The sequence below is a fragment of the Leucothrix pacifica genome, assembly GCF_003172875.1.
Lineage (GTDB): Bacteria > Pseudomonadota > Gammaproteobacteria > Thiotrichales > Thiotrichaceae > Leucothrix > Leucothrix pacifica.
This window is the reverse complement of sequence record NZ_QGKM01000005.1, coordinates 261,586-280,292: the sequence shown is the minus strand read 5'-3', so window position 1 is coordinate 280,292 and position 18,707 is coordinate 261,586. Positions and strand designations below refer to the sequence as shown.

Here is an 18,707-nt window from a genome sequence, read left to right as displayed (position 1 = left end):
CCCACCTGACTGGTTGGAACCTACTAAATCAACGAATGGCTATGGTTTTTCAATCGTGGATTTCTAAATTGTCGTGTACAGAGCATTAATAGACATTGCAACTACTCTTACTGCAGGGCCAGGAAGATTAAGCTTGATGAATTTTTCAACGTGTGGCTGCATGCTAATAAGCTGTTGTTGATAGGAAATAAATTTATCTGGATTGGAGTTGAGCGATACTGCTTTACCTACAAGATCTACTATTTTAGACAGCACAGTCCTTTGAACCATACTTATGCTTTCTCCTGCATCTATTTGTCGACTCACTTTACCAATGACGTTAAATTGACCATCATTCAATTTAGCTTTTATTTCTTGAGGAGAGGTGTCTGTCAAATCAATATCTACTATTCCGATAACTTCATTTGTATCTGGGTTTAGCATCAACATTTCTAGTTGTTTTGAATTCAAGTAATCATCTTCTAGAGATTTAATTAAGGCTTCAATCAGCTTGTCATACTTCGGAATTTCTTTCGTAGTGTTTTTATTGAACACGTTCGAGTTTATTCTAGGACCGAAATCTTCCATGAACTGAATAATTAGTGGTTTTAATAGCTTGATGACTTCTAGTATTTGGTAAAAATCTACAGGTTTTAATACAACATCTAAATTGACGAATGTATCTTTAGGAACATTAAGTGGAGTGAGAGTTACTTCATTTAGTTGGTCGTGGGCTTTTAATTCGTCAATTACAGACATATGTAATCCGCCAAGGGTATAGATTCTGGCAGATTTTATGGACTCTTTGTTTGAGTTATTTATTTCACCTTCAACCGACAGTGGTGATATGAGCTCTTGCAAAAACTTAAAGCCTAAAGAGCCTTTGCCTTTTTTGGAGGATGAACCTTCTGTGGTTAGTTCTTCCTCTAGCGTAATGCCTTTGAATAAATATGCCGCAGTGTTTAGCATCATTTTTTCATTTAAAAAGATAGGCTCTAAAAATTTGTCCATAATTTCCTCTTAGTTTACCTTGTATCAAGGTGATCAAACTATCCTGATTGACAATGGGGTTAATGCGCCTCATCCCAATTAATCCCAACCCCAGTATCCACCACCAACGGCACATCCAGCTTAGCTGCCTGAGTCATACGATCCGTAATAATCTCACGCACCATATCAAGTTCATCATCCGCCACCTCAAACACCAATTCATCATGCACCTGCATAATCATTTTCGTGCTGGTTGTGCCTTCACGTAGCCAATCCGCCACAGAAATCATTGCCAGTTTAATGATATCCGCAGCCGTTCCCTGCATCGGTGCATTTATCGCGGTACGCTCGGCATAATTACGCAGCATGGCATTTTTGGCATTGATATTCGGCAGGTATAAGCGACGACCAAATAAAGTCTCAACATAGCCAATTTCTTTAGCCTTTTCGCGGGTGTCTTCCATATACGCCTTCACGCCAGGGTAGCGGGCAAAATACAGGTTCACGTATTCTTGGGCTTCACCACGTGCCACATTCAGTTGTTTAGCCAAACCAAAGGCTGACATGCCGTAGATCAAACCGAAGTTAACCGCTTTTGCTGCACGACGCTGATCAGTCACAACGTCTTCCAATGGCACACCAAAAATCTCTGCAGCCGTGGCTTTGTGAATGTCTTTACCCGCTGAGAAGGCGCTGAGCAGCCCTTCATCACCGGATAAATGCGCCATAATGCGCAGTTCGATTTGCGAGTAATCGGCAGCCAGAATGCTGCGACCTTTTGGCGCGACAAAAGCCTGACGAATACGACGACCTTCACCACTGCGTACCGGAATATTTTGTAAGTTAGGATCAGTCGAAGACAAACGCCCTGTCGCTGCAACAGCCTGCTGATATGAGGTATGAACGCGTCCAGTGGTATCATTAATCATCAACGGCAGTTTGTCGGTGTAAGTCGATTTCAACTTGCTTAAGCCACGATGTTCCAGCAGCAGGCGAGGGACTTCATGCTCCTCAGCCAGTTCCTGTAGCACATCTTCTGCGGTGGATGGTTGGCCTTTGGGTGTTTTACGAATCACTGGCAAGCCAAGTTTTTCCTCATCAAAGAATATCGCCTGAATTTGCTTGGGAGACCCAAGATTGAATTCTTCACCTGCTTGCGTGTAGATCTCGTTTTCCAGTTCAGCCATGCGCGCGGTGATTTCTTTACTTTGCTCGGCCAGCATTTCCGCATCAATCATAACGCCGGTACGCTCGATGTCAGAGAGCACTTTTAGCAATGGCATTTCAATTTCGCGATACAGCTTTTCCTGATTCGGTGCATCGTTGTTTTTCAGCGCTTTGATTTGAGGCGCAAAGAAGCGGTGTAAACGCAACGTCACATCAGCATCTTCAGCCGCATAAGGCGTGGCTTCTTCTATGGTGATTTGGTTAAAAGTCAGCTGTTTTTTGCCTTTGCCCGCGATGTCTTCAAACTTAATGGTTTGATGATTCAGGTGCTTGGAGCACAGCGTATCCATGTCGTGACGATTGGCGACGGAGTCCAGTACATAGGATTCCAGCATGGTGTCGTGAATAATGCCTTTTAGCTCGATATCGTGATTTAGCAGCACAGAGCGGTCATATTTTAGATTTTGACCGACTTTAAGGACGGTTGGATCTTCCAGTAACGGTTTCAGGCGCGCTAGTGTTGCATCAAAATCCAATTGCTGCGGCACATCGATATAGTCATGACCCAAAGGTAAGTAAGCTGCTTCACCGGGTTTTACTGAGAAACACAGACCCACCACGCGTGCATCCATGTAATTCAGGCTGGTAGTTTCACTGTCGAATGACACCAGTTTTGCGGTGCTGATTTTTTCAATCCACTCATCCAGCTGTTCCTCAGTGAGAATACATTGGTAATCGACCTCATCAATCTCTTCCACAACAGGGACGCCACCCTCTGAGGGAGCAGGCTCATCCAATGTAGTGATAATATCGGGATTGCCTTCTTGCAGGCGTGCCAGTCGCGTGCGTAGACCTAATTCGGTATATAGCTCAGCGAGGCGTTCGGTGTTTTCTTTGCTAAAACTTAAAGATTCGCCGGAGCAATTTAAATCAAGATCGCACTTGATGGTGACCAGCTCATAAGACAGGGGCAGGCGAGGGACGGCTTCACGCAAATATTCACCAACTTTGCCTTTGAATTTATCGGCATTAGCGATGATATTGTCGAGGCTGCCGTACTCGTTTAACCACTTTACTGCTGTCTTCGGGCCAACTTTATCCACACCGGGAATATTATCGACTTTATCACCCATCAGCGTCAGGTAATCTTTGATCTGATCGGGGCGCACGCCATATTTGTCGATAACGCCTTGCACGTCGTGAAAGCTGTTCGACATCGTGTTAATCAGGCTAACACGCTCATTCACCAGTTGCGCCATGTCTTTGTCGCCGGTGGAAATGATAACGTCTCCATCATAACCGACAGATAGTGTGCCGATGACGTCATCCGCCTCGACATCCGGAATCACCAACATGGGGTAGCCTTGCGCCAGAATAATCTCGTGCAGTGGCTCTATTTGGTAGCGCAGCTCTTCCGGCATCGGCGGGCGAGTGGCTTTGTAGTCAGGATACAGGTCATTTCTAAAGGTCTTGCCCTTGGCATCGAACACAACGGCCATATGTTCTGGATCATAGGTTTTGCGCAAACTGTCCAACATATTGAGTACGCCGTGAATCGCGTTGGTTTGTCGGCCATCCGGACTGGTGAGTGTATTCGGTAATCCGAAGAATGCACGGAACAGATAGGATGAACCATCAACGAGAACGAGCGGCTTGCGTGAATTTTTATCTGACATGGTTTGTTGGTATGATGTTCGGAAATAATTAAGTGAGTATAAGCGATGTCCACCCAAGTAACAGCCCCTGTTCTACCTGAGATTATTTATCCGGCAACAGCGAAGATTGAATCGCTGCGTCCGGTGTATTCGCCGGAGCAGAAAGCGGATGTGAAAGCGAAGATCAAAAAACTGTTGAAAGAGCAGGATGCCGTGCTGGTTGCTCATTATTATGTGGGTGCAGACTTGCAGGAGTTAGCCGAAGAAACCGGTGGCTATGTATCTGATTCATTGGATATGGCTCGGTTTGGTAATGAACATCCTGCTAAGACATTGGTGGTTGCCGGTGTACGCTTCATGGGTGAAACCGCAAAGATTCTGACGCCAGAAAAGCGCGTGCTGATGCCAACGCTGGAAGCCGAATGCTCATTGGATCTGAGTTGTCCGATTGATGACTTCAATGCTTTTTGCGATGAGCACCCTGATCACACCGTGGTGGTGTATGCCAACACCAGCGCGGCGGTTAAAGCGCGTGCTGATTATGTGGTGACCTCTGGTATAGCTCTGGATCTGGTCTCTTGGTTAGGCGATAAGGGCAAAAAGATTCTGTGGGCACCGGATCGTCACTTAGGCACGTACATTCAACGGGCAACGCAGGTAGAAATGGTGCGTTGGCAGGGGGCGTGTATTGTTCATGATGAATTTAAATCCCGCGCATTGGGTGAGTTAATTGAACAATATCCGGATGCGGCGGTACTAGTACATCCAGAGTCACCGACAGAAGTGATCGAATTGGCCGATGCGGTGGGCTCTACGACACAAATTATTCAGGCTGCAAAAGATTTACCCAATAAGCAATTTATCGTGGCGACGGACAAAGGCATCTTCTACAAGATGAAAAAAGCAGCGCCGGATAAGGAGTTTATTGAAGCGCCGACCCAAGGTGCAGGCGCAACGTGTAAAAGCTGTGCGCACTGTCCGTGGATGGCGATGAACGGGCTGGATAACTTACTGTCTGTACTAGAAAATGGTAATAATGAAATTCATGTCGATGAGGAAGTTCGTGTCAAAGCATTGCGCTCCACACAACGCATGCTGGACTTTGCTCGCGACAGAGCTGCCGGAAAGCTGAGTTAATTCACAAACTCTTTTCGGCGGTCAAAAATAAACAGTGCGATAGCAGTCTGATGGATTCAGGCTGCTTGCAAAATTAATGGAATAATTCGTCATGCGTTTGTTCAAAGAACTTCTTTTGTATTTCTCCTTGTTTGGGATGGTCGGCTTTGCCGCACTTTCTTATTATTTGTTTACGAATAACGGAGCAGCCCTGAACGTTGAGCAAGCACACTCTGGCAATATGACGTCTGTCCAGATCACGCGATCTTCCGCCCAGGATGTTCCCACCGGTCAAGGTAATACTGAGCAGGTGCAGTCCACTCTGATCAGCTCTGCGGCGAGTCAGGAAGGGGCAAATGTGGGCGACACAACAGGCTTTAGACGCGCCAGCAGTATCATGGGTATTAATACTGCCGACATTAAGGAAGACACTTCTGCGGTTCAGTTTATCAATCTGTTCAAATCATCCATTCCCTTTTCTGAGACCTCACCGTGGGGTAGTGGTAAGGATGTGGTTTACGATAAAAATGGCTGGCCGACTGACCTCAAAGGTGGTCAGGCACTAACAAAATTCCTCAATCGTCTTCCGGCTAATACGGTACCTGATGGTTTCTATACCGTGCTGTATGATGGCAAAGGTACAATTCACTACGGTAATGATGCCTCGCTGGTGGCGCACCGTGAAGGTATGGACATCATCGAAATCAAAGCGGGTGACGATGGTATTTTGAATGCGTCATTGGCGATCAAAGAGACAGACCCTGAAGATTACATCAGCAATATCCGTGTGTTGTTGCCGGGTGGGATTTGTGAGGGTAATCCTTATCTCCGGGTTGATGATGAGACGGAGTGTGAACCCGGTCGTTATCAGTCATTTGCAGTTCACCACGAGACGCTTCGCTACAATCCTGACTATCTGAACTTTATCAAAGACTTTCAGGTGATCCGCTTTATGAATATGAGCGGAATGACGCGTAACCCTGTGCAGAAGTGGGAAGATCGTCACAACATGGAAGAGGCAACATGGGGTGGCCGTGAGGGTACTTATTCACGTGGTGCTCCCGCTGAGATCATGGTGGATATCGCTAATCGGGTGAATGCTGATGCGTGGTTCTCCATGCCGTATCAGGCAAATGATGACTATGTGCGTAAGTTTGCAGAGCTGGTTAGTAAGCAATTAAAGCCGGGTCTGAAGGCTTATATTGAATATTCTAATGAAATATGGAATCCAATCTTTGTACATCATGATTATGCGATTAATCAGGGTCTTAAGCTAAAGCTGGATAAAAACAAAAATCGCGCCCGTGAGAAATTCCATTCTTACCGCAGTGTGCAGGTGTTTGATATCTGGGAAGAAGTCTTTGGTGGCACTGACCGTTTAGTGCGGGTGATGGGCGCATGGACCAGTAATCCGAGAATGTCGAATGCGATTCTGAACTACCGTGATGCTTACAAAAAAACCGATGCATTGGCGATTGCACCGTATTTTGGTGCGACGATAAAAGAGATTCAGCGCGCCAAGAACGTTGACGATATTTTTAAAGCAATCAATAACAAGCGTTCCAAGAAAGGTTTTGCAGCGAGTGTGCGTCAAATGAAGCAGCAAGCAAAAGTTGCTGAGGTATTTGGCCTTGATTTGATTGCCTACGAAGGTGGTCAGCATTTGGTTGATTGGAATACCCGCAAAGCGGATGATGGTAACAACGAGCTTCTATACGCGGCTAATCGTGATCGCCGTATGGGTGAGTTATACAAAAAGTACCTCAAAGAGTGGGAAAGAGCGGGCGGTAAGATGTTTGTGCAGTTTAGTGCACCACGTATTTACAGCTGGTACGGCAGCTGGGGAATCAAAGAATATATTTCTCAGTCACGTTCTGAAGCACCAAAATACGATGCAATCTTGAGTTATATGGAAGAAAAGGCCGGGATTAAATCGCCTGATTCTGAAGTTGATGAGATGAATACCGCAACAGCACGTAAAGGGGTGTCACTTAAGAAGCTGACATCACCGGATGAAATTTGGACGCTAAGTGATTTTTGGCCGGTTTATCTGCCAAATAGTGACCCTTCCAAGCCTTCCGAAGTGGGCGCGAAGTGGCAAGCAAACTGGGATGATAAGAACCTGTATCTCAGCATTGCGGTCAACGACCGAAAAGTTGAAAAGGGCGACGGTGTTGAGTTACTGGTGCAGGTTGGGAATTTACGCAATCGTTTGAAGATTATGTACGGCGAGGGTAGCCGAAGTAACACGTTGTTTACTGAGACTGAGCATGGCTACCGCATTACCTCGGTATTGCCTTGGAAAAAACTGGCGGAGTCCCCACCAGAAGCTGGCGAGTCCATCGGTTTTGATATTGCCATTTATGATGTGGATGACGATGACTCTAAGCAGGAGCTTTTCTGGGCTGAGCGTGTGAAAGAAAAAGCCGGTGACCGCAAATTGGTGACTGCCGCGCTAAGTAAGGCGAGTAAGGTTGGACACAAGGAACAGAAAATTGTCAATAAAGTGCCTCAGGTAATGCTCGTTGAGGAGTAAGTAGAGAATCCGGTGAGTGGTTGGGGGCACTCATCGGGTAACTATTGCCAAGTGCAGTGTGCCGCTGTTTTAATCATAGTGTTTCCAATTATAAAAATAAGGTTTCACTATGGAGATGCTCACATTTCCGATTCTGATCGTAACGTTTCTGTTAACGCTTTGGCTGACTAGTCATATTGCCAGACAGTTACATGCGCGCCAGTGGAAAATGCCTTTCATATTAGGTGCTTGGGTGACTGGTCTGATCTTTACATTTGCTTCTTTAGTGTTAGTAGATGTGCTTAATGTAGACCAGCCGATTAAATTAGCACTTCAAATATTGCTACCGGTTTTCTTTACAACACTGGCCTTCGTGCTGTTCACGCAATCCACGCCAGGGAGCGCTTTCACCACGAATGTTGCAGGTGTTTTCATTGGCTTGATTCTGGCTGTCGTCTCGATTGTCATTATTGGTCTGCCAATTGATAAGACGGTGCAGGCTGGTCAGGCAGTATTTAATAATGCGAAATCTTCTGTTACTTCAATGATCACCGGCAAGGAGGCTAAGCCAGCGATGTCTGTTGCAATTAATGAGCCAGAAGTGCAAGAAGAAATCGAACCTGAGCCAGAGCCTGTTTATACAACTAAAGATTTTTTACCCGATTCTGCGCGAATTGCATTGGAAAAAGCGGAGACTAAAGTTTACACTGAACCACACTTTAGGAATATGAGTATATTTAATGCACGCCGTGCCGTTGGTATGCGGATTCGAGCCTCATGGAAAGACGGTAAGGTTTCTCTCGGAAAGCTAGAAGCGGTTCAGGGCGGTGATCTTATTGTCAGCCTAAGAAGAAAAGAAGGTGTAGCGCAAGTTCCCATTGCTATGTCTGGCCTAAAGAAACTGGAAGTTTACAGGTGATAATGACGGTAGCTGATTGATGTTAGTCAGTGATCAGGTCATTACTTAAGCGGTAAGTATGAATAATCGTCAACTCTTACAGGTAGACAATCAGTTTTTCAGTAAACGATTCAGCCATATCGTTTGGGCAACCCAGATTGCTTTTTTGGTAGGTGTGTTCAATGCAATCTTCCTTAGAGGAGGACCAGTATTTGCTGACAATGCATTGGGTGTGCGCTTAGACATCGCCATGTTGTCATCGGCAACAGTACTCACATTTGGTGTGCTGGTTTTGTTGAGGCTCGGCAAAACCGTATTAGCCAGTAGCGCTTATCTCTGGATGCTATTGATCATGATGATAATCGTCAGCTGGGTTGAAGGCGGACTGTATAGCCTGGCTATTCTTTCCTTTCCTTTGATGTTTGTCTTTAGCGCACTCTTTGCCGAATTAAAGCAATTTCTCCTACTGTTTATTACCGCGTCGATTGCACTTGTGTTGTTTGGCTTGAATCACATGTATGACTGGTATCCAGCACCTGCAGACATGATGGTTCACGGAGTTGCGCGAATAGTAGGTGGCCTAGTGATTACAGTGGTCTCGGGCTACGTTGCGTGGTTGCTGGGTCGTGATATCAAACAATCACTCTCCAAATTACAACAAGAAAACCAGCGGGTTGTTGAGTCACAAAAAGTGATTAAACAGTTGGCAGAGACAGATAGCCTTACCGGGTTGTTAAATCGTAATGCCGCCGAAAATACTTATCAGAAACTGTTGTCTGGCTTACAGTACAAAGGCGAAAAAATTGTTTTCTATTTCATTGATTTAGATAACTTTAAAGATATCAATGACTTGTTTGACCACCATGCGGGTGATCGCCTGCTGATTACCATTGCTGATCGTCTTAAAGCACTTATTGGCCCAGAGGATGTCGCGTGTCGTTTAGGTGGCGATGAGTTTGTCGTGATTGTGAAAACGACGGAAGGATGTGATTTTGATGGTTTTGCTAAACAGCTGATTGATGCAATTGCAAAACCGTTTTCATTAGTTGGTACTCAGGTTGGCGTCACTGCTTCAATTGGTATTACAGTCACTAATAACAGGTCGAGCACCTTTGATGACGTCCGTAAGAAAGCGGATATGGCGATGTATAAGGCTAAGCAGTCAGGTAAAAATAAGTATCACTATTACAGTAGTGAGCTTGATGAAGAGTACATGCGAAACCTGAACATCCTGACCGGCCTTAAAGACGCGGTCAGTAATGATTTACTGGATCTGCACTTCCAGCCGAAGGTGAGTTTGAGTTCAGATAAAATCGCGGGTGCGGAAGCACTACTGCGTTGGAGTAGAGGTAACCCTCATTCGATCAGGCCTGATGAGTTTATTCCGATTATCGAGTCTACGGAGTTGATCCACAATATTGGTGCGTGGGTTATTCAAGAGTCATGCAGAGCATGTAAGCAATGGCATGATGCGGGTCATCACATTACGGTTGCAGCGAATGTTTCGGCGCTTCAGCTTACCCGGGCGAACTTTTATGACATTGTGGTTAATGCGCTTGAGGAGTCGGGGCTAGAACCGCATTACCTAGAGATTGAGCTAACAGAGCACTTATTGATTCAGGAGAATAAGTTAGTCAAGCATCAACTCGCCGCGCTGACGTCTCTGGGTGTGAGTCTTTTTATCGATGATTTTGGTACGGGTTATTCCAATATGAATTACTTAACCAGAATCAATGTTGATGCGTTAAAGCTGGATAAGAGTTTTATTTCTCAGATCGCTGATTCAGATGACTATCGGGTGATTGTCACCGCAATTATCAGAATGGCACAAGTACTTGGTATGCAAGTGGTGGCTGAGGGGATTGAGACCGAGGCAGTCAGGAAGCTATTGTGTGGACTTGATTGTGATTATGCTCAGGGGTATTTGTGGTCAAAGCCGGTTGAAAATAAACAGTTTATGGATTTATTGGAAAGTAATCTTGCCCATGATATTTGCCTAACTGCCTAACTGCCTAACTGCCTAACTGCCTAACTGCCTAACTGCCTAACTGCCTAACTGCCTAACTGCCTGCGGCTATTTCAAGGTTTCTCAATGGTCTCTGTGGTTTCTGTGGTTTCTTTTTTAGTTTGCCTGGGATCAGTTGGGACCGGATCATATCCCCAGGTTCCCCAAGGGTGACATTTACCAACGCGTTTCAGTGTCAGCCACAATCCTTTAATCGCACCGAATCGTTCAATTGCTTGAAATGAATAACGAGAGCAAGTGGGTTCATGTCGGCAATTGGCGCCAATCACAGGACTGAGGATTAACTGGTAGCCCCGAATCAACCAAAGCAAGATACGCTTCATTTCCCGTAAAGCGTCTCAGGGTCGATAAGAGGCTCCGAATCCGTCTTGAGTATGTCACCCTCGACAACTCGATAAAAACAAGTACGGCGGCCTGTGTGACATGCTGGGCCGGTTTGATCGACCTCTAGTAACAAGGTATCTGCATCGCAGTCGACACGAAAGTTTTTGAGCAATTGCACTTGTCCAGAGCTTTCACCTTTGCGCCACAACTTGCCACGCGAACGTGACCAGTAACAAACCCGATTATTACGTAACGTCTCGCCAATCGATTCTGCGTTCATCCAAGCCATCATTAGCACTTCACCACTATCATGCTGTTGAGCGATAGCCGGAATTAGTCCGTCTTCATTAAAGGTCAGTGTGTCAATAAATTCACTGATAAATGTGTCGCTGGGGATGGCGTGTTGATTTGATTCGCTGATTGTCATGATGGCCAATTATTCGCTTGGATTAGTGTCGTGTTTGTGGGAAGTCTTTAGAAGAGCAAGATACCACGCTGCTGCCTGTATTTCAGTAGCAACATGGTTTGTCTACAGGCTAGAGCCTGATGGCAGAGTCACTAACCGCGGTATTTAGATAACCTGACCATCCGCCTTACGAGTGTAGTTAGCTTCTTCACAGCGCTTTAGGTAGTCAGCCCAGTACTCTTCGTATTTATCGCCTAAATCACGCAGCAGATTCCAGTCATACAAACCACTGTCATGATTGTCGTCAAATACGATTTTAACCGCGTAATGACCCACTGGCTCCAGGGCTGTGATATTCACATTCTCTTTACCCAGCTGGAGCTTTTCCTGACCCGGGCCATGACCACGTACCTCTGCGGATGGCGAATACACCCGCAGATACTCACAGGGAAGGCTATGCACAACGTCATCCGGCCATGTTAGTTCAAGCAGGCGGGACTTTTGGTGGAGTGCGATATTTGTTGGTGTCATAACAATCTTCCGTAGTAAGTGGGTACGCTATTGTAACTTTAAGCAGGTTGAACTGTGGATATACCTTACAAGATATAGCGGGACAGATCTTCGTCCTTAACAAGTTCGCCGAGTGTCTCATCAACTTTCTGTGCATTGATGACCACAGAAGACTCACAGTCCGGCGCGCGGAACAGTTCATCTTCCAACAGACGCTCTACGATGGTGTGTAAGCGACGTGCACCGATGTTTTCAGTACTCTCGTTCACATCAAACGCGTGCTGGGCTAATCGCTGAATACCATCTTTTGTGAATTCAAGATCCACGCCTTCAGTTTTCAACAAGCCAACATATTGCTCGGTCAACGAAGCATTTGGCTCAACAAGAATTCGCTCAAAGTCTTCAGCCGTTAATGCTTCTAACTCAACACGAATCGGTAGACGACCCTGCAATTCAGGAATCAAGTCAGATGGCTTCGCTAGATGGAATGCACCTGAGGCGACAAACAGAATGTGATCTGTTTTAATAATGCCGTGCTTAGTAGTGACAGCACAGCCTTCAATCAAAGGCAGTAAGTCGCGCTGAACACCTTCACGTGAGACATCGGCACCACCAGATTGACCCTTACGAACCACTTTATCGATTTCATCAAGGAACACGATACCGTTTTGCTCAACATTCTGAATCGCTTTGAGTTTGATTTCCTCATTGTTCAGCATCTTGTGCGCTTCTTCTTCAGCAAGCAACTTCAGCGCATCTTTGATCTTAATCTTGCGCTTCTGTGTTTTACCACTGCCAATGTTAGCGAACATACCTTGCAACTGGCTGGCCATGTCTTCCATGCCCGGAGGAGCCATGATATCTACCTGTGGCGAGGCCTGTGCAACATCAATTTCGATTTCTTTATCATCCAATTTACCTTCGCGCAGTTTCTTGCGGAATTTCTGGCGCGTTGAATTATCTTCGGTGACGGCAGGCTTTTCATCGCCGTCCGTATCAAACCAAGTGTTGTTAGTTTGCTCTGACTTTGGTGCAGGTAGCAAAATATCTAACACACGATCTTCTGCAGCATCTTCAGCACGATATTTGTGCTTCTCGACTTCCTGTTCTCGCGTGAGTTTGACCGCGATGTCTGCGAGGTCACGGATAATCGTATCGACTTCCTTACCCACATAACCCACTTCAGTGAATTTAGTGGCTTCTACCTTGATGAATGGCGCATTGGCTAATTTTGCCAAACGGCGGGCAATTTCTGTTTTACCCACACCGGTAGGGCCGATCATCAGAATATTTTTTGGCGTGACTTCGTGACGTAAATTATCGTCCAGTTGCTGCCTGCGCCAGCGATTTCGTAGCGCAATGGCGACGGCTCGTTTGGCTTGTTGCTGCCCGACAACGTGATTATCGAGTTCTTGCACGATTTCCCGAGGTGTCATTGACATGATGATGTGTCCCTTAAAGTTCTTCGATGGTGCGGTTGTGATTGGTGTAAATGCAGATGTCGGCCGCTATGCCCAGACCTTTTTCTACAATTTCCCGTGCTGATAATTCGGTATTATCTAAAAGAGCGCGTGCTGCTGACTGGGCAAATGGACCGCCGGAACCGATTGCGATTAAGTTATCTTCCGGCTCAATCACATCGCCGTTTCCGGTAATGATGAGTGAGGTTTCACTATCTGCAACGGCCAGTAATGCTTCTAATGTACGCATCGCACGGTCACTTCGCCAATCTTTGGCCAGTTCGATTGCCGCACGAGTCAGATTCCCGTTGTACTCCTGAAGCTTGGCTTCAAAACGCTCAAAGAGAGTAAATGCATCAGCCGTACCACCGGCAAAGCCAGCAATAACCTGATTATTATGCAAACGACGAACCTTACGTGCATTCCCTTTCATGACGGTATTGCCCATTGAGACCTGTCCGTCACCACCGATAACGACCTTGCCATCACGTCTTACTGACAGGATCGTTGTTCCCCGATATTGCTCCACTTGCTTACTCCGCTATAAAAAATGGTTGTAAGCGAATTATGTTGGGGTGATTAGAACGTATTTCAAGCATGTTACAAAATTGGGTATACTGCGCACTTTGCGGAGCGACGGGAGTTTCCATGTTTAAGCGTATTTGCTGGGGAAACTGGATTTTTTTATTCATCGTAGTGGGACTGTTTAGTGTCACGATGCTAAGCGGTTGTGGCCATAAAGGCGACTTATACCTGCCTGACACGACTGAAACTACCAACGACAAGAAGAAAACTAACTAATGGATTATTTTAACTATAAGCAGGGTCAGCTGTACGCTGAGGATGTCTCTGTTAAAGGTATTGCCAATACTTATGACACACCGTGTTATATCTACTCACGTGCCACGTTGGAGCGTCACTGGCATGCGTTTAATAATGCCTTTGGCGATCACGATCATCTGATTTGCTACTCAGTAAAAGCCTGTTCCAATATCGCGATACTGAATTTGTTTGCCAAATTAGGCTCAGGTTTTGACATTGTGTCAGTTGGTGAATTAGAGCGCGTACTGGCTGCGGGCGGTGATCCGGGTAAGGTTGTCTTCTCAGGCGTTGGTAAGCGTGATGATGAAATGCGTCGTGCACTGGAAGTGGGTATTCGCTGTTTTAATATAGAGTCTGAAGCAGAATTAGACCGCCTGAACAGTGTGGCACGTGAAATGGGTAAAGCTGCGGCTATCTCCATTCGTGTGAATCCGGACGTTGATGCTCAAACCCATCCTTACATCTCTACCGGCTTAAAAGAAAATAAATTTGGTATTGATATCAACACAGTGGAAGCGGTTTATCTGCGTGCTGAGAAAATGCCGAACATCAAAGTAGACGGTATTGATTGCCATATTGGTTCGCAGCTGACTGAAGTGGCTCCTTTCATGGACGCGCTGGATCGGGTACTAGACCTTGCGGAGCGATTGAAAGCGCAGGGCGTTGATATTCACCATCTGGATTTAGGTGGTGGTTTAGGTGTGCGCTATCAGGAAGAAACGCCACCATTGCCCGCTGAATACATGCAGGCGATGATGCAAAATGAGCGCCTCAAAGACTATCAAATCATTATCGAACCAGGTCGTGCGATTGCAGCGAATGCAGCGATTTTGGTGTCTCGTGTTGAATACCTAAAACATGGTGAAGACAAGAGTTTTGCGATTGTGGATGCAGCGATGAATGACTTATTGCGTCCGTCTTTGTATCAGGCATGGCAGCGCATTATTCCGGTGACTGAAACGCCGGAAGATGCTGAAACGAAAAACTACGATGTGGTTGGCCCGATTTGTGAGACCGGTGACTTCTTAGGAAAAGACCGCCAATTGAGTCTGGAAGAGGGTGACTTAGTCGCAGTTCGCTCCTCTGGGGCTTACGGCTTTAGCATGGCGTCTAACTACAATACACGTCCACGCGCTTGTGAATTACTGGTCGATGGTGATCAGGTGCATCAGATTCGCCGTCGTGAAACCATTGAGGAATTATTCGCTGGCGAGAGTTTGCTGCCTTAATTCCATCCAGACAGCACCACATGCCCCGTGGTGCTGTCGATATTGCTATTCTGCATTCGTTCACCCCAACAATCTGTTTACATATAACCGGAAGAAACTACGATGAAACTCGAACGCGAAACACTCGAATTAGGCGCGGACATTCGTCATGCTGTGATTTGGCTACATGGTCTGGGTGCGGATGGGCATGATTTTGTACCGATTGTGCCGGAGCTGGGTTTATCGAAAGAGGCTGGAGTGCGATTTATTTTTCCTCATGCGCCATCGCGTCCGGTTACGCTGAACAATGGCTATGTCATGCCAGCGTGGTTTGACATTATTTCTCTGGATCGTACTAAGAATTCAAACTTGGATGATATTTTAATCACGGTAGGTTGGATCAATACACTGATCGATGAGCAGATTGAGCTGGGGATCGAGCCTGAAAATATTATTCTCGCGGGCTTCTCGCAGGGTGGGGTAATTGCACTGCATACTGCGCTGCGCTATCCCAAGCGGTTGGGTGGCCTTATGGTTTTATCGACTTATTTCCCGTTTGCTGAGCAGACGTTGGATGAAATGCCGAAGGGCTATGAGCAGATTCCGGTATTTGCTGCACATGGCACGCATGACCCAGTGATCCCTGCGGTTTGGTGGGAAGAGTATGTGCCTAAGCTGCAGAAGCAAGGTTTTGAGGTTGAAAGCAAAAGCTATGCGATGGAGCACTCGGTGCATCCGCAGGAAATTGCTGATATGGGTCTTTGGTTCAAGGCTTTGTTTGACGCTTGATCAAATACACACGAGCGAACTAATCGTTCATACAAATTGGTGAGTGGAGTCGGAGTCTAACAATGAATAATAATTTTTATTACAGTAGCTTATGAGTGTTTGTCATGATCAATTCAACGAAACTCATAGAACCAAACCACTAAATACAGAAATTTGCCAGCCTCAAGCAGAATCAAGACGTCAACTCGTCCAGCATTTTCTCCAAACTCTCCACCCGTGCTTCAAGTGCTTCGATGCGCTTCATAGCCTCATCCCCTAAGTTTGGGGTAGTTTGACGTGGTGCACTTGCTGCACTCTCAAAGCTAAACGACTCAATATCTACCTCACCACACAGCGTATGTGAATAACGATCTTCACGTCGTCCGGCTCCTTTTGGAATCATCACCAGCAGAGGGTATGTTCGCTCAATCATCCCTTGGACAGTTGCTTCCACTTTGTCGATGCTGTCAAAAGCAATCATTCTCTCTGTGCGTGCTTTAATCTCACTGAGTGTTAATGGCTCACGCAACATCAAAATGCTCAACACAGCGATCTCATCGCGGTTCAAGTTGAGTGCCTTCATTGCGATGTGACTGACTTTATTGGCACGACTACCGTATTCAATCTTGGCTAAGTCCAGTGTGACCAGCTCATTGCAGGTTCGTCCTACTTCACCTTCGGTTAATGCCATCACAGGCTGGCGGTTGGTCTTTTGGTTACAGGCCGTGACCAGTGAATGTATGGTCAATGGATAGCTATTGGGGGTGGCCAGGTGCTTTTCGATTAAGCTGGCAAATACACGGGCTTGTGAAGCTGATAGCTCTGGTGGGCGTGCTTCAGGTGCATCGATTTGAAATTCATTCGTTTCATCAGACATGATTTTCTCCCATTTTTATGCATTTAGATCGTCGCTAAATTAGCCATCTGGTTTAGATTCTAACAGCGATGCGATAGCGGTACTGCTTTTAATGACGACATTTTTATACACCACGGATGTCAGCTCGCTTAATGACTCGGTGCGTTAGAGGACGTTGGCTTTCAAATCAGTTATCTTTAACTATATCTTTGATGGAGGTGGAAGCATGGAAGTGCAAGTAAGAAATATGACGAACCAATTTGTGGTATTGAGCCCTGAAAAAGACGCAACCATAGAGACAGCCGATGCAACGCTCTACCAAAGATTAGGTGAACACTATCAGGACTTTAAAGGCCACGAGCTGATCGCGTCTCATGTGTTTGAGTCGGATTGGGGAATGTGGGAAATGCACCCGCATGGTGATGAGATTGTCACTTTAATTTCCGGAGAGATTACCTTTGTACTGAGGTTGCCTGAGGGCGAGGAGTCCGTAACGCTAATTGAGCCGGCTGACTATGTGGTCGTCCCCAAAGGTGTTTGGCATACAGCCAAAACCTCTGTTAAGAGTAATGTACTTTTCATTACGCCGGGACAAGCCACGCAACACAGCGATGCACCAGAATAAGAGTTTATAAGGCGCTTTCCAGTCCTTTTTTAACCGCAGCTCGCGCTTGAATCGCCCCTGCCCAACGCAGTACGTGGGTATACGAAGCGGTATCTAAAAACTCGGCAGCATCATATAGCTCACCCATCGCTAAACGCCCATACCAAGGCCAGATAGCGATATCTGCAATACTGTAATCACCAGCACACATGTATTCGCGGTTGGCTAAGTGTCGATCCAATACGTCTAGCTGGCGTTTAGTTTCCATGGTGTAGCGATTGATCGGGTACTCCATCGGGTGCGGTGCATATTTGTAGAAGTGACCGAAGCCTCCACCCAGAAATGAGGCGCTACTTTCTTGCCAGAATAACCACGACATACATTCTGTGCGATCTTTAGCGTCTTCCGGTAGCAGGGCATCATATTTCTCAGCCAGATAAAATAAAATGACGCAGGATTCAAAGATAGACTGGGCGGGTGTTTTGGATTGATCCAGCAACACAGGAATCTTCGAGTTAGGGTTGAGCTTGACAAAATCCGAACCAAATTGCTCACCTTCACCAATATCGATGGTGTGCAGATCATAGGCGGCACCGGTTTTACCGAGTGCTAATAACTCTTCCAGCATCACGGTAATTTTGACGCCATTAGGCGTCCCTAGTGAGTAGAGTTGTAAGGGTTGATCACCGATAGGCAGGACTTTTTCATGAGTGGCTCCGGCGATGGGGCGGTTGATATTAGCCCATTTCCCGCCGCTTTCACTATCCCATGTCCAGACAGGGGGGTGGGGTGTAAGTCGTATCGCTCATTGTTCGATCCTCGCGTTTAGATTGGCTGCCAACCATAAAAAAGGGCGGAAAAAATCCGCCCTCGCAAAAATCAACTTTTACAGTCGCAGATTAGATATATAAACAAATATCGGATTCGCCTGCAAATTCAAAGAATGACGCTGCGCCAACATAATCAAGGCCATCCATAAAGTCTTCTTGTTTCATATCAAACAGGTCAACCGTCATCTGACAGGCTAAGAATTTTACGTCAGCTTCTACACACAACTCACGAAGATCAGGCAACGCGACCACGTTCTTTTTCTTCATCGTGTTGCGCATCATATTGCTCATCATTGACTGCATGCCCGGAAGTGCTTGCATCATGACTGGTACAGGGAAGGGCATCGGCATGCCTGGATTACCCAGCGGGCTGACCTGAAGGTTTGAGATGTCTTTTTTCAGAATCTGAAGACCATAGAAAGTGCAGAAAACTTCGACTTCGTAACCTAAAGCCGCAGCCGTTGAAGCCAGAATGAGTGGAGGATATGCCCAGTCCAGGGTTCCTTTTGTAGCGATGATTGCAAGTTTCTTTGACATGACTTCCCCTTGATATCAGGCGCAAGGCGCGCGAAG

General features: G+C 46.2%; 18 protein-coding genes. 8 read left to right on the top strand and 10 right to left on the bottom strand.

The annotated features are described in order from the left end of the window. Window positions 1–63: 63 nt before the first annotated feature. Window positions 64–990 carry a DUF6414 family protein gene (locus DKW60_RS03740; RefSeq protein ID WP_109836316.1) on the bottom strand — a complete coding sequence of 309 codons (927 nt, stop codon included), beginning with the start codon at window positions 988–990 and terminating at the stop codon, window positions 64–66. Window positions 991–1,049: 59 nt separating this feature from the next. Then, entirely contained in the window at window positions 1,050–3,812 is a 2,763-nt protein-coding gene (polA, locus tag DKW60_RS03735; RefSeq protein WP_109836331.1) for a DNA polymerase I, read from the bottom strand. A 45-nt stretch (window positions 3,813–3,857) separates the two neighbouring features. Here polA and nadA point away from each other — a divergent pair, with 45 nt between their 5' ends. The 4 genes from nadA to DKW60_RS03715 all read left to right on the top strand — a co-directional run bounded on the left by nadA (window position 3,858) and on the right by DKW60_RS03715 (window position 10,328). Continuing rightward, complete coding sequence (nadA, locus tag DKW60_RS03730; protein ID WP_109836315.1) at window positions 3,858–4,928, top strand: quinolinate synthase NadA; 1,071 nt, start codon at window positions 3,858–3,860, stop codon at window positions 4,926–4,928. Window positions 4,929–5,019: 91 nt separating this feature from the next. After that, a complete protein-coding gene (locus DKW60_RS03725; RefSeq protein ID WP_109836314.1) occupies window positions 5,020–7,443 on the top strand; it encodes a DOMON domain-containing protein in 2,424 nt (807 codons plus the stop codon). Between the two features lie 109 nt (window positions 7,444–7,552). Next, complete coding sequence (locus DKW60_RS03720) at window positions 7,553–8,341, top strand: hypothetical protein (RefSeq protein ID WP_109836313.1); 789 nt, start codon at window positions 7,553–7,555, stop codon at window positions 8,339–8,341. Window positions 8,342–8,399: 58 nt separating this feature from the next. Further along, a complete protein-coding gene (locus tag DKW60_RS03715) occupies window positions 8,400–10,328 on the top strand; it encodes a putative bifunctional diguanylate cyclase/phosphodiesterase (RefSeq protein ID WP_109836312.1) in 1,929 nt (642 codons plus the stop codon). Window positions 10,329–10,399: 71 nt separating this feature from the next. On the opposite strand, the gene yidD is transcribed toward DKW60_RS03715, so the two are convergent. From yidD to hslV, 5 genes are all read right to left on the bottom strand, one after another. Further along, a complete protein-coding gene (gene yidD / locus DKW60_RS03710) occupies window positions 10,400–10,669 on the bottom strand; it encodes a membrane protein insertion efficiency factor YidD (RefSeq protein ID WP_109836311.1) in 270 nt (89 codons plus the stop codon). Then, window positions 10,666–11,097 (bottom strand): phosphoribosyl-AMP cyclohydrolase, encoded by a 432-nt coding sequence (gene hisI / locus DKW60_RS03705; protein ID WP_109836310.1) that lies wholly within the window; start codon window positions 11,095–11,097, stop codon window positions 10,666–10,668. Before hisI ends, yidD begins: the two co-directional genes overlap by 4 nt. A gap of 144 nt (window positions 11,098–11,241) precedes the next feature. Next, window positions 11,242–11,607 (bottom strand): gamma-butyrobetaine hydroxylase family protein, encoded by a 366-nt coding sequence (locus tag DKW60_RS03700; RefSeq protein ID WP_109836309.1) that lies wholly within the window; start codon window positions 11,605–11,607, stop codon window positions 11,242–11,244. Between the two features lie 65 nt (window positions 11,608–11,672). Further along, window positions 11,673–13,022: an ATP-dependent protease ATPase subunit HslU gene (gene hslU / locus DKW60_RS03695; RefSeq protein WP_425451290.1), complete on the bottom strand. Its 1,350-nt coding sequence runs from the start codon at window positions 13,020–13,022 to the stop codon at window positions 11,673–11,675. Window positions 13,023–13,041: 19 nt separating this feature from the next. After that, the gene (hslV, locus tag DKW60_RS03690) at window positions 13,042–13,575 is read right to left on the bottom strand and encodes an ATP-dependent protease subunit HslV (RefSeq protein ID WP_109836307.1); all 534 of its coding nucleotides are present in this window, start codon (window positions 13,573–13,575) and stop codon (window positions 13,042–13,044) included. Window positions 13,576–13,694: 119 nt separating this feature from the next. On the opposite strand from hslV, the gene lptM reads away from it, so the two are divergent. From lptM to DKW60_RS03675, 3 genes are all read left to right on the top strand, one after another. After that, window positions 13,695–13,847 carry an LPS translocon maturation chaperone LptM gene (gene lptM / locus DKW60_RS03685; RefSeq protein ID WP_109836306.1) on the top strand — a complete coding sequence of 51 codons (153 nt, stop codon included), beginning with the start codon at window positions 13,695–13,697 and terminating at the stop codon, window positions 13,845–13,847. Beyond that, window positions 13,847–15,097 (top strand): diaminopimelate decarboxylase, encoded by a 1,251-nt coding sequence (gene lysA, locus DKW60_RS03680; RefSeq protein WP_109836305.1) that lies wholly within the window; start codon window positions 13,847–13,849, stop codon window positions 15,095–15,097. Before lptM ends, lysA begins: the two co-directional genes overlap by 1 nt. 102 nt (window positions 15,098–15,199) lie before the next feature. Next, window positions 15,200–15,865: an alpha/beta hydrolase gene (locus DKW60_RS03675; RefSeq protein WP_109836304.1), complete on the top strand. Its 666-nt coding sequence runs from the start codon at window positions 15,200–15,202 to the stop codon at window positions 15,863–15,865. A 172-nt stretch (window positions 15,866–16,037) separates the two neighbouring features. Here the strand turns inward: DKW60_RS03675 and DKW60_RS03670 are convergent, their stop codons facing one another. Beyond that, entirely contained in the window at window positions 16,038–16,721 is a 684-nt protein-coding gene (locus tag DKW60_RS03670; protein WP_109836303.1) for a YceH family protein, read from the bottom strand. A 205-nt stretch (window positions 16,722–16,926) separates the two neighbouring features. Here DKW60_RS03670 and DKW60_RS03665 point away from each other — a divergent pair, with 205 nt between their 5' ends. Then, window positions 16,927–17,325, top strand: coding sequence for a cupin domain-containing protein (locus DKW60_RS03665; protein WP_109836302.1), 399 nt, complete (start codon window positions 16,927–16,929; stop codon window positions 17,323–17,325). A 4-nt stretch (window positions 17,326–17,329) separates the two neighbouring features. Here the strand turns inward: DKW60_RS03665 and yghU are convergent, their stop codons facing one another. Together yghU and dsrE2 are read right to left on the bottom strand one after the other, a co-directional pair. Continuing rightward, window positions 17,330–18,106: a glutathione-dependent disulfide-bond oxidoreductase gene (gene yghU / locus DKW60_RS03660; RefSeq protein ID WP_109836301.1), complete on the bottom strand. Its 777-nt coding sequence runs from the start codon at window positions 18,104–18,106 to the stop codon at window positions 17,330–17,332. 97 nt (window positions 18,107–18,203) lie between these two features. Next, on the bottom strand, window positions 18,204–18,671 hold the full coding sequence (gene dsrE2 / locus DKW60_RS03655) for a sulfur carrier protein DsrE2 (RefSeq protein ID WP_109836300.1): 468 nt from the start codon (window positions 18,669–18,671) through the stop codon (window positions 18,204–18,206). Window positions 18,672–18,707 lie beyond the last annotated feature (36 nt).